Origin of the sequence: Flagellimonas zhangzhouensis (assembly GCF_900102925.1) — a bacterium.
GTDB lineage: Bacteria > Bacteroidota > Bacteroidia > Flavobacteriales > Flavobacteriaceae > Flagellimonas > Flagellimonas zhangzhouensis.
In genome coordinates this window covers 112,205-124,595 of record NZ_FNKI01000001.1, presented here as the reverse complement: position 1 = coordinate 124,595, position 12,391 = coordinate 112,205, and the positions used below count along the sequence as shown (strand labels likewise).

At 40.3% G+C, this 12,391-nt stretch carries 10 protein-coding genes; 3 read left to right on the top strand and 7 right to left on the bottom strand.

Going from position 1 to position 12,391, the window contains the following annotated elements; translation table 11 throughout:
• The first annotated feature begins 2 nt into the window (after nt 1–2).
• From BLQ18_RS00495 to BLQ18_RS00485, 3 genes are all read left to right on the top strand, one after another.
• Nucleotides 3–710, top strand: a complete 708-nt coding sequence (locus BLQ18_RS00495) for a PepSY domain-containing protein (RefSeq protein ID WP_090291606.1) — start codon at nt 3–5, stop codon at nt 708–710.
• 4 nt (nt 711–714) lie between these two features.
• The gene (locus tag BLQ18_RS00490; RefSeq protein WP_090291603.1) at nt 715–2,451 is read left to right on the top strand and encodes an efflux RND transporter periplasmic adaptor subunit; all 1,737 of its coding nucleotides are present in this window, start codon (nt 715–717) and stop codon (nt 2,449–2,451) included.
• Nucleotides 2,452–2,599: 148 nt separating this feature from the next.
• Nucleotides 2,600–5,311 carry a M16 family metallopeptidase gene (locus BLQ18_RS00485; protein WP_090291601.1) on the top strand — a complete coding sequence of 904 codons (2,712 nt, stop codon included), beginning with the start codon at nt 2,600–2,602 and terminating at the stop codon, nt 5,309–5,311.
• A 349-nt stretch (nt 5,312–5,660) separates the two neighbouring features.
• Here BLQ18_RS00485 and groL read toward each other — a convergent pair whose 3' ends face one another.
• The 7 genes from groL to miaB form a co-directional block, all read right to left on the bottom strand.
• Nucleotides 5,661–7,292 carry a chaperonin GroEL gene (gene groL / locus BLQ18_RS00480; protein WP_090291599.1) on the bottom strand — a complete coding sequence of 544 codons (1,632 nt, stop codon included), beginning with the start codon at nt 7,290–7,292 and terminating at the stop codon, nt 5,661–5,663.
• A gap of 22 nt (nt 7,293–7,314) precedes the next feature.
• Nucleotides 7,315–7,593, bottom strand: coding sequence for a co-chaperone GroES (locus BLQ18_RS00475; RefSeq protein ID WP_090291597.1), 279 nt, complete (start codon nt 7,591–7,593; stop codon nt 7,315–7,317).
• A 144-nt stretch (nt 7,594–7,737) separates the two neighbouring features.
• Nucleotides 7,738–8,097: a preprotein translocase subunit SecG gene (secG, locus tag BLQ18_RS00470; RefSeq protein WP_090291595.1), complete on the bottom strand. Its 360-nt coding sequence runs from the start codon at nt 8,095–8,097 to the stop codon at nt 7,738–7,740.
• A gap of 10 nt (nt 8,098–8,107) precedes the next feature.
• On the bottom strand, nt 8,108–8,974 hold the full coding sequence (locus BLQ18_RS00465; RefSeq protein ID WP_090291593.1) for a hypothetical protein: 867 nt from the start codon (nt 8,972–8,974) through the stop codon (nt 8,108–8,110).
• 6 nt (nt 8,975–8,980) lie between these two features.
• Nucleotides 8,981–9,502 carry an LptE family protein gene (locus BLQ18_RS00460; protein ID WP_090291592.1) on the bottom strand — a complete coding sequence of 174 codons (522 nt, stop codon included), beginning with the start codon at nt 9,500–9,502 and terminating at the stop codon, nt 8,981–8,983.
• 26 nt (nt 9,503–9,528) lie between these two features.
• On the bottom strand, nt 9,529–10,809 hold the full coding sequence (locus BLQ18_RS00455; protein WP_090291591.1) for a sigma-54 interaction domain-containing protein: 1,281 nt from the start codon (nt 10,807–10,809) through the stop codon (nt 9,529–9,531).
• A 94-nt stretch (nt 10,810–10,903) separates the two neighbouring features.
• Nucleotides 10,904–12,367 carry a tRNA (N6-isopentenyl adenosine(37)-C2)-methylthiotransferase MiaB gene (miaB, locus tag BLQ18_RS00450; protein ID WP_090291589.1) on the bottom strand — a complete coding sequence of 488 codons (1,464 nt, stop codon included), beginning with the start codon at nt 12,365–12,367 and terminating at the stop codon, nt 10,904–10,906.
• Nucleotides 12,368–12,391: the final 24 nt, after the last annotated feature.

The window sequence follows — 12,391 nt, the reverse complement described above, 5'->3', positions numbered from 1 at the left end:
AAATGGTAAAACGAACTACAGCGGTTACAATTAGAAAGGCCCATAGGTATTTGGGTATATTTTTGGGAATTCAATTCATTATGTGGACGGTAAGCGGTCTCTATTTCAGTTGGACGGATATTGATGAAATCCATGGAGATCATTTCAGAAATATGGAGTATAAACCCACTGCTTTTGATGGACTTATTGGATTTTCAGAAGTTGATTTGCCCGTTAAAATCAGTTCGTTGAGTTTAAAAGAGATTGCAGGTAAACCCTATTATTGGATCAATAATGAATATTTGGTGGATGCCAAAAATGGCAAGCTGAAAGCGGGGATTTCCGAGGAAGAAGCATTGGCCGTTGCAGAACGTCAAATGTCATCTGAATTAAAAGTGAAAGGGGTCGAGGTTATCGATGAAACGGATAAACACCATGAGTATCGCGAAAAGAAGTTGCCTGCTTATGTGATCAGTTACGATTCACCAGAAAATATTAAAGCCTATGTTTCGGTTGCGGATGGGTCATTTCAAACCGTAAGACATCGTGATTGGCGGTGGTTCGATTTTCTCTGGATGACCCACACGATGGATTATGAAGGTCGGGATGATTTCAACACTACCGTGCTTAGAGCTTTCTCCCTTTTGGGATTGATTACCGTGATGAGCGGATTTTTGCTTTGGTTTACCTCGTCACCTAGGATGAGGAATTTGGTTAAAAGAAAAAAATGATACAATGAAAAAGGAAAACATCATTTATATCGGAATTGCCGTTGTAGTCGGACTATTGGTCGGATACCTCATATTTGGAGGTAATGCAGAAATTGCCACTTCGGATGAGCATGACCACAGTACCGAAATTGCTTCAGGCGAAATGTGGACTTGTTCCATGCACCCACAGATTATGCAGCCTGAACCAGGTTCTTGCCCTATTTGTGGTATGGATTTGATTCCTGCGGACAATGGAGGAGAGGGATTGGCCGTCAACCAAATAAAGATGACCGAAAATGCCATGGTTTTGGCAGGTGTGGAAACGGTAATGGTTGGTTCTGGAGTTGATGGGGAAGACCATATCAAGATTTCAGGAAAAGTTGCTGTTAACCAAGAATCGGATGCGGTGCAATCCGCTTATTTTGACGGTAGAATTGAAAGTTTAAGTATCAATTTTGAAGGGGAGGAAGTGCGCAAAGGACAAAAGTTGGCCACGATTTATGCCCCAGCCCTAGTTTCGGCCCAGCAAGAATTGTTGACTGCTTCCAAGTTGAAAGCATCACAACCGCAATTGTACAAGGCAGTTCGCAACAAATTAAAGTTGTGGAAGCTGTCCGAAGCTCAAATTGACCAGATTGAAAGTTCTGGACAGGTGTTGGAAAACTTTCCTGTATATGCCAATGTAAGTGGTGTGGTTTCTGAAATCATGGTGGAAGAAGGCGATTACATTAAAACAGGTTCACCTTTGGTGAAAGTTACCAATTTGAATTCCGTTTGGGCCATTTTTGATGCATATGAAAATCAGTTGAGTTTGTTTAAAGAAGGTCAATCGTTGAATGTGAATACAAATTCTTATCCGAATGAAACTTTTACAGCTAAAGTTTCTTTTGTGGCTCCTGTTTTGAACAAACAAACGAGAACTTTGGAAGTTCGTGCAGAACTTGATAACAAAAAAGGAATGCTGAAACCTGGCATGTTTGTGCAAGCAGAAGTAGAGGTGGCGAGCAAGCAAGATGGAGAAGTTTTGACCATACCAGAAAGTGCTGTTTTGTGGACAGGAAAACGCTCGTTGGTGTATGTACAACCCAACCCGAACAGTTCCACATTTGAAATGCGCGAAGTGGAGCTTGGCAATTTGATGAATGGCAGTTATGTTGTCAATTCGGGATTGCAATCAGGAGAAATGATTGTGGCCAAAGGAACATTTACAGTGGATGCGGCAGCACAATTGCAGGGCAAAAAGTCCATGATGAATCAAGAAGGAGAGACCATGCAGATGGGTCACGAAGGACATTCCGAAATGGGTAGTGCCATGAAAATGGAATTTTCAACAGAAGCGGAAGCTAAATTTGGTGATCTTTTAAAGGTGTATTTGGATTTGAAAGATGCTTTGGTTGCTTCGGATCAAGGGCAAACACAATCTTTGGCCAAGAAAGGAGCTGGAATAGCTGCTGAAATAAGTGGTTTACAAATGGATGATATGGGCAAAAGTCATATTTCACAATTAGCAAAACAACTTACAGAATTGGCAACCAAAAAAGATTTGGAAGGTCAACGCGAGGATTTTGTTCTGCTTTCCCAAAATATGATTCAAATTGGACAGCAAATGGAAAGTTTAGAATCAAAATTGTATGTGCAACACTGCCCAATGGCCAATAATGATAAGGGGGCTGATTGGCTCAGTTTAGAGGAAGAAATCCGAAATCCATATTATGGATATGCCATGCTCACGTGCGGTAGTGTGGTGCAGACTATCAATTAAAACTTATTAGCTCCTTTAAAGGAGCTTTTTTTTGCACTTTTTCTACGTTTTTGAATGGTTTGATGAAAATTTAATAATCATTAGTTGTCTGATTGTCAATTTTTTCCATAAGTTTAAGTACTATTCCATTAACTATAAAACTTAAAAAATGCAGAAAAAATTCTTACGAAGATTTCTGATGTCCATTTTTTTGGCATCAACCTTAACAGCAATTGGCCAAATAAAAAAGGTCGCAACAGTGGAAGGTATTACCGAATACCAAATGGAAAACGGTCTAAAAGTACTCCTGTTTCCAGACAACTCTTCCCAGACCATTACCGTTAACATTACCTACCTTGTTGGATCTAGACATGAGGGTTATGGAGAAAAAGGTATGGCTCACCTATTAGAGCATATGGTGTTTAAGGGTACTCCGAACCATCCAGATATTCCTAAGGAATTGTCTTCGCACGGTGCACGACCCAATGGCACCACTTGGTACGATAGAACCAATTATTTTGAAACATTTAATGCAACCGACGAAAACTTGAATTGGGCCCTTGATTTGGAGGCTGATCGTATGATGAACTCTTTTATTGCCAAGGAAGATCTAGAGTCTGAGTTTACCGTGGTTCGAAACGAATTTGAAAGTGGAGAAAACAATCCAACTGGAGTTTTATTGAAAAAGGTAACCAATGTTGCTTTCGAATGGCATAACTACGGAAGCAGTACCATTGGAAACCGATCGGATATTGAAAGAGTACCTATCGAAAACCTACAAGCATTTTATAAAAAATTCTATCGCCCAGATAATGCCGTCTTAATGGTCACAGGAAAATTTGAAGAGGCAAAGGTTTTGGGTTTGATTGAAAAGAAATTTGGAGATTTAAAGGCTCCAGATGTTCCATTGCGCGATTCTTATACTGAAGAACCAGAACAAGATGGAGAGCGCTACGTTACTGTATCTAGAGTAGGCGATTTACAAATAGTTTCTGCTTTGTATCATACACCTGCTGGGGCGGATGAGGACTATGCAGCCATCGCAGTCGTGGACAATATATTGAACGATACGCCATCTGGTAGGTTATATAAAAAGTTGATTGAGACACAAAAAGCATCTTCTTTATGGTCTTTTTCTCCGTTCACAAAAGAACCAGGATTCCTTTACATAAATATTGATGTGCCTTCCGATAAGAATGCTGATGAAGTGGAGCAAATTGTAAAATCGACTTTGGATGGATTGGAGCCTATAACCCAAGAGGAATTGGATCGTGCGAAAGCCAATCTTTTAAAGGAGATGGATGAGATCAATAGAAATTCAAGCTATTTAGGTCGGTACATGAGTGAATTCATAGGAGCAGGAGATTGGCGATTGTCGTTCATTCATAGAGATCGGGTTGAGGCTTTGACCTTGGAAGAAGCCAATACGGTAATGAAAAAATATTTGATTCCAAGTAATAGGACCCTTGGTCGATTTGTACCTACAAAAGATCCTGTGAGAATTGCCATTCCACATCCTGAAAATGTGGATGCCTTGGTAGCTGATTACAAAGGAAGAGAAGATAAAGGTACGGGAGAGGTTTTTGATGTGTCCTATGACAACATTGAAAGTAGGCTCGAGACTGGTAAATTATTGGATAAAATAGAATATGGACTCATAGAAAAAGACAATCGAGGACAAACGGTTATTCTTAGTTTTAATATGAGAAATGGAGATGTAAACAGTTTGATGAATCAAGGTATGGTTCCGTCTTTTACAGCTTCGATGTTGGACAAAGGAACGACCAGTAAATCAAGACAGGAAATTGAAGATGAACTCAGCAAGTTAAAATCATCTTTAAGGTTTTATGCACGTAATGGAAATATTTATTCTTCTGTGGAATCTACCGAAGAAAACTTAATGGGCACTATGGCCTTGTTGGCCGAAATTATTAAAAATCCATCATTTGATGAGGGTGAGCTTAGCAAGTTGAAAGCAGAACGATTGGCTGGAATTGAGAGAAACCGAACCGAACCAGGTTTTTTAGCGTCCATGCGATTATCGGAAATCAACCAGACTTACCCTAAAGGCCACCCTTTGTACAGCATGAATTTGGATGAACAGATTGAAGCTATTAATGCTGTTACCAAACAAGATTTAGTTGATTTCTACAACAAATTTTATGGGTTGGGTAGAAGCACAATGGTCGCAATTGGCAACTTTAGTTCAGATGCCTTAAAAAGTTTTATGGAAGAGAATTTCAAAGGTTTTGAAAGTGAAGTAAGCTATGCTGAGATCAAAGACCCATACAAGAAAAATAAAGCTGTCAACGAGAACATCATCACTCCAGATAAGAAAAACGCGGTCACCTATGGAACTTTGGCTGTGGAAATGAGTCAATACGATGATGATTATCCAGCGATGGTCATTGCGGGGGAAATACTTGGAGGTGGATTTTTGAATTCAAGGTTTGCCGATAGACTGCGACAAAAGGATGGGGTAAGTTATGGAGTGGGAGCTAATTTTGGTGCCGATGGGGACCAGGAAGATAAAAACAGTTCCATTTTCTTATACGCCATTTACAATCCAGATAATTTAGAGAAGGTGCAACTAGGATTCAAAGAAGAATTGGATCGCTATATCGCAGATGGTATAACAGATGAGGAATTTGAAAATGCTGTTAACGGTTGGATACAAGGGCAGACTGTTTCACGTGCAAAGGATAATGAATTATCATCTTTGGTGAATAATAATATTTATTATTACCGAACAATGGATTTTCATAAGGGCATAGAGGCCAAGATGAAAGCATTGACTAAAGAAGATGTGAACAAAGCCATTAAAAAGTACATAAAACCATTTTCGGATTGGACTATCGTTAACGGAGGAGATTTTAAATAAAACACAGATTGTCAAGTAAAAAGCACCCTCTAAAAATAGGGTGTTTTTTTGTATGAAAACTTGGGCCAAATATTTTAGTTAATATTTAGCCAACAAAAATCTACGGATTCAAAACTAGAATACATTTACATCAGTTTTTTAATTTATTGACTGATGAAACAAGCAAAGTCAAACGGAAAGTCATCTCCTGCAAAAGCGGTTAAAACTGTTGCAAAGAAGACCACCCAAGCTACTGGTAAAAAGAAGTAACTAGGTGATTTTTGGCTCAAAGAGCCATTTACTCAAGATGCAAAAAAAACGCCCCGATGAAAATCGGGGCGTTTCTATTTTAATCCGAATAGGGATGATCTTACATCATTCCTGGCATTCCGCCACCTCCCATTGGAGGCATTGCAGGAGCATCTTCCTTAATATCGGTCAATGCACACTCGGTAGTCAAAATCATACCAGCAACAGATGCCGCATTTTCCAATGCGATACGGGTTACTTTCTTAGGATCGATGATTCCAGCTTTAAGCATATCTACGTATTGGTCAGATTTGGCATCGTAACCGAAATCTTTTTTACCTTCCAATACTTTAGAAATCACTACAGAACCTTCACCACCAGCGTTTTCAACGATGGTACGCAATGGAGCTTCAATAGCTTTGGCTACAATCTGAACCCCAGTGGTTTCATCCAAAGAGTCAGTAGTCAATGTTTCCAAAACTTGTTTTGCTCTAACCAAAGCAACACCACCACCAGCAACGATACCTTCTTCAACGGCAGCACGGGTAGCGTGCAATGCATCGTCCACACGGTCTTTCTTCTCTTTCATCTCTACTTCAGAAGCAGCACCAACGTAAAGAACAGCAACACCACCGGCCAATTTAGCCAAACGCTCTTGCAATTTTTCTTTGTCGTAGTCAGATGTTGTAGTTTCGATCTGAGCTTTGATTTGGTTTACTCTAGCTTTGATGTCATCTGCATTTCCGTTACCGTTTACGATAGTAGTATTGTCCTTATCGATGGTAACAGTTTCGGCAGTACCCAACATGTCCAAAGAAGCATTTTCCAAAGTGAAACCTCTTTCTTCAGAGATTACGGTACCACCTGTCAAAATAGCGATGTCTTCCAACATAGCTTTTCTTCTATCACCAAATCCTGGAGCTTTAACGGCAGCAATTTTAAGTCCACCTCTCAATTTGTTCACCACCAAAGTAGCAAGAGCTTGTCCTTCTACATCTTCAGCAATGATCAAAAGTGGTCTTCCTGATTGTGCAACTGGCTCAAGGATAGGAAGGATTTCTTGTAAGTTAGAGATTTTCTTATCAAAAAGAAGAATATAAGGATTCTCCAAGTCAGCGATCATTTTGTCGGTATCAGTAACAAAGTAAGGAGAAAGGTACCCTCTGTCGAACTGCATACCTTCAACAACGTCAACGTAAGTGTCAGTTCCTTTTGCTTCTTCCACAGTGATTACACCTTCTTTACCCACTTTGGTGAAAGCGGTAGCGATAAGGTCACCAATTGTTTCATCATTGTTTGCAGAGATGGAGGCAACTTGCTTGATTTTATCAGAATTGTTACCTACTTCTTTGGTTTGTTTTTCCAAGTCACCAACCAAAGCTTCAACAGCTTTGTCGATACCTCTTTTCAAATCCATAGGATTTGCACCGGCGGCAACGTTTTTTAGCCCTTCTTTTACGATAGCTTGAGCCAAAACAGTAGCGGTAGTAGTACCGTCACCTGCTTGGTCGTTGGTTTTGGAAGCAACTTCCTTAACCATTTGAGCACCCATATCTTCAAGGGCGTCTTCCAATTCGATTTCTTTTGCTACGGAAACACCATCTTTGGTTACTTGAGGAGCACCAAAAGATTTGCTGATGATAACGTTTCTACCTTTTGGCCCCAAGGTTACTTTTACCGCCTCGGCCAATTTGTCAACGCCACGTTTCAGTCCGTCACGTGCTTCAATATCAAACTTAATATCTTTTGCCATTTCTTTCTAGTTGATTTTTTAATTAAACAATTGCCAAAATATCACTCTCGCGCATCATTAAATAGTCGGTTCCATCGAACTTAAGTTCGGTACCGGCATATTTTCCATAAAGCACAGTATCACCAACGGAAACCGTCAATTTTTCATCTTTGGTTCCTGGACCCACAGCCACTACGGTGCCTTTTTGTGGTTTTTCCTTAGCGTTGTCCGGAATGATGATACCGGAGGCAGTTGTGGTCTCGGCCTGAAGCGGCTCGATCAAAACCCTGTCTGCCAATGGTCTGATATTTAATTTAGCCATATTTATAATTTTTAGGTGTTTGTTTTAAAAATTCTGGAATCTAAAGGGCAGAAATTATGCCAATGCACAAAACCTGACATTCTGTAAAATAAAAATGCCAGCTTGTCATTCAAGCTGGCATTTTTTCAAGTGTTGTCACTTTTTTTATCCGATGGTATCTGCTGGACTTGGTGTCGAAGCAGGTACTTGTTCCGGTACTTCTTCTGGAATTGTTTCTGGGATTTCGGTATCGTTACCATCCAACAATTTAGAGTCTGCTTGGCTATAGTTTCCTTTTAGGGAAACATTGGAAAGCAAAATCAAAACAATCAACAAAGTGGCAAGGGTCCAAGTACTCTTGTCCAAAAAGTCGCCGGTCTTTTTTACACCGCCTACTACTTGATTACCACTTCCGCCAAAGGATGAAGATAACCCACCACCTTTAGGGTTTTGGACCATAATGACCAAAATCAACAAAAGGCACACGATAATAATCAATACCAAAAAAATTGCAAACGTGCTCATATCTTTAAACTTAATCTTTTTCTTTCTGCAGCTTCTTCACCGCCTGAATTTGGTCTGCAAAGAAACCACTTTTTTCCGGATATTTCAAACTCAATATTTTAAAAGCTTGAATGGCTTTTTTGTACTTCTTTTGCTCCAGATAAACCTTCGCCAAAGTCTCTGTCATCAACTCGTTTTGATCAATTTTGGTAGACTCTTTTATGTTGATTTTCTGGTTGGTTTCTTTTGGAACTATTTTAGGATTGTTCTGAATGAATTTGTCCAAGAGCTCAAATTTTTTCTTGCGCTCCAACTCCTCCATTTCATTGGATTCGATTTGTGGCTCCTCTTCTGATTTATTGGTCAATTGAAGCCACTCGGTAAAGGAATGTTTCTCTTTTTTGGTAAAAGGAATGGGCTTGCCGATGTTCAATGTGGTCTCTGTTTGTTCCTCTTCCTCTTTTGTTTCCTTTGTCTTGAACAACTTCGGATTCAAAATTTGTTCGGCATCCTGAAGATTTTGTGGCAATGCAGGTTCTGGGGATTCTACCAGCATGATTTCCGCATTCGGATTGGGTGCTATTTCTTCTGAAACGGCATCTTGTTCCTCCAATTTAGAACCTCGTCCTGCAATGGCGTCGGCAATATTGTTTTGAATAAATTCCTTGGAGGTAATGTAGTCAAAAAGAACATCGCGATCGGCCGTATGTGCGGCAGTTACTTTTAAGGCGTTGTTGTATTTGTAACTGTCCAGATTTTTAAGTCCCTTTAAATGCAGTGCCCTAGCAGCCTGAAAATAGGGGTATTCTTCAATAATATCTTCCAAATCCCTTGTTTGTTTTGGGGAAAGGATGGTATTGGAGTTTTGAAGAATATGTATAAAATCCGAAACGTTCATATTGTTTTACCAGTTACCTAGTGAGGCATTAAAAATATCCTGCGTCAATCGCTCAAAAATCTCTTCGTGTGCTGCAGCTTGAATTGAGGTTAAAGAAGCTGCGGCATCAAAATCGTAAAAGAATGAAAAGCGACGTTCAAAATCGTTTTCCTGTTTTTTGGTGTTGAAAAACCGAACATTTACACTCATGGTCAGTCGGTTTTGAGAAGTACGTTGGTCGGCCGTGGCGGTCATCGGTATTACTTTATACTCCACAATTTCCCCTTCGTACACTAAATCACCATTTGATCCAGTGAGCGAAAGACTGGTCAGGTTATTGATCATATCCTGAAGTGCTAAAGTAAAATCACGATCCAAACCAGGCACAATGGTCGATCCTGGGGTTTGATCTGCGTAATTTTGAAAAAAGTTCACTTGAAAGGATTGCGCTTCACCTACATCGGCACCTGAAAAATTATAGGCCCCACATCCCGATAAAAAGAGGAATAAACCTAAAAGTGCAACTTTTCCTTTATTAAATAATGTCATAGAGTTTAAATGTATTTGGCGCAAGATCAAAGATCATATTGTTTTATTTTTCTGTACAGTGTTCGTTCCGAAATACCCAATTCGGAGGCGGCAGCTTTTCTTTTACCTTTGTTTCGCTCCAACGATTTTTTGATCAGTTCGATTTCCTTTTCCTGTAAAGATAGGGTTTCTTCCTCTTCAATTTCTTCAGCAAAATGATAGCGGTCTTCTTGCGGTTGTGGTGCCAAAGTAGGGGTGGAGGTTTCCATTACTGGCTCGGGAAGATGCAATAATTTTGGCGGAATTGATTCTTCGTGCTCAATATCTTCCTCATCCGCATCTCCGTAGATCTTACGGATCAAACCTTCATTTTCTTCCTGAACTTTTGCCGAATCATTGTCTTTGAGAAGTTCGAGAGTAAGCTTTTTTAAATCGTTGAGGTCACTTTTCATATCAAAAAGCACCTTGTACAAAATTTCACGCTCGTTACTAAAATCACTATCCTTTTTATTGTGCTCCACCACCGCAGGTAAATTTGAACCAGTGGCATTGGGCAAATAACTGCTAAGGGTTGAAGCTGAAATGATCCTGTTTTCTTCCAGTACAGAAATTTGCTCAGCTATGTTTCGTAATTGTCTTACGTTTCCAGGCCAGCGATATCTTAAAAGTACTTGAATGGCTTGGTCGTCCAAACGGATGGTGGGCATTTTGTATTTCTGTCCAAAGTCTGAAGCGAACTTTCTAAAAAGCAAATGAATGTCTTCTTGTCTATCGCGAAGCGCGGGTAAACCAATTTCCACTGTACTCAAACGATAGTAGAGGTCTTCACGGAATTTTTCTTTTTTAATGGCCTCGAACATATTAATGTTGGTGGCGGCCACAATGCGAACATCTGTTTTTTGTACTTGAGACGAACCTACTTTTAAAAACTCCCCATTTTCCAAAACACGTAACAATCGAACTTGGGTGGTCAAAGGAAGTTCACCTACCTCGTCCAAAAAGATGGTACCGCCATCGGCTACTTCAAAATAACCACTACGGGTTTGGGTGGCTCCAGTAAAGGCTCCTTTTTCGTGTCCGAACAATTCACTGTCGATGGTTCCCTCGGGAATTGCCCCACAGTTTACCGCAATATATTTGGCATGCTTGCGGTGCGAAAGTGAATGGATAATCTTAGGAATGGATTCTTTTCCCACCCCACTTTCACCCGTTACCAAAACGGAAATGTCGGTTGGGGCCACCTGAATGGCTTTTTCTATGGCACGATTGAGTTTTACATCGTTTCCAATGATCTCGAACCGTTGTTTTATGGATTGAATACTTTCCATATGCTCATTCCTGTGAAAGCAGGAATCTTATTTTTTTGAATTCAAGATAACGCTTCGACTCCGCTCAGCGTCCGTCTTGAAAAACAAAAGGTTATTAATTATTTTTAGAATATCCCACTGCCTCTCCTAAAAGTGTGGCAGAAGTGCATTCGTTGATTTTCACGTTTACAAATTCACCCACTTTGTAGTTTTCCTTTGGAAAAATAACGACGGTGTTTTGTGAATTTCTACCCATCCAGTGCGTGTCGGATCTTTTTGAAGCTCCCTCAATAAGAACTTCTTCTACTTTTCCTACGTGCTCTTGGGTACGGTATAAGCTATGCTTTTGTTGGATGTTAATAATTTCCGTGAGGCGTCTTTTCTTGGTGGCTTCGGGAACATCATCCTCCATTTTACGCTCGGCCAAGGTTCCAGGTCTTTCCGAATATGCAAACATAAAACCGAAATCGTATTTCACATATTCCATCAAGCTTAGGGTGTCTTGGTGGTCTTCCTCGGTTTCTGTTGGGAAACCAGTGATCATATCTTGGCTAATGGCACAATCGGGAATAATTTTTTTGATGTTGTCGATCAACTCAAAATATTCCTCGCGGGTGTGCAAGCGGTTCATCGCCTTTAAAATGCGGTTGCTACCACTTTGAACGGGCAGGTGGATGTATTTACAGATATTGTCGTATTTGGCCATGGATTCGATGACATCCAAGGTCATATCTTGAGGGTTGGATGTAGAAAAACGGATACGCATTTTCGGTTGCGCCTCGGCAACAAGTTCCAAAAGCTTGGCAAAGTTGACCGAAGTAGCCTTTTGCATGTCCGAAGCTTTTTCGTAATCCTTTTTCAATCCACCACCATACCAAAGGTAACTGTCAACATTCTGACCTAGGAGTGTAATTTCTTTGAAACCTCTTTCCCAAAGATCGTTTACTTCTGCTATAATAGATTGTGGGTCACGACTGCGTTCACGTCCACGGGTAAAAGGTACCACGCAGAAGGTACACATATTGTCGCATCCGCGGGTAATGGAAACAAAAGCCGAAACTCCATTGGTGTTCAATCGCACTGGAGCGACATCACCATAGGTTTCATCTTTGGAAAGAATAACGTTAACGGCATTTCTTCCTTCGTCAATTTCTTGGATCAGGTTGGGTAGGTCTTTGTAGGCATCTGGGCCAACAACCATATCCACAATTTTTTCTTCCTCCAAGAATTTGCTTTTCAATCGCTCTGCCATGCAACCCAAAACTCCAACTTTCATGGATGGATTGGTCTTTTTTACGGCATTGAATTTTTCCAAACGCTTACGAACGGTTTGTTCTGCTTTTTCGCGAATGGAGCAGGTGTTCACCAAAACCAAATCGGCATCTTCCAAAATTTGGGTGGTGTTGAAACCCTCTTTGGCCAAAATGGAGGCCACGATTTCGCTATCAGAGAAATTCATTTGACAGCCGTAACTTTCTATATACAGTTTACGGGTGTTCTTTGCATTATTCTCTATGGCCAAAGCACTTCCTTGCTGGCTTTCGTCAATTATCTTTTCTACGCTTTCTTCCTTTATCATATAAGTACAATGGGGTGCAAAGAT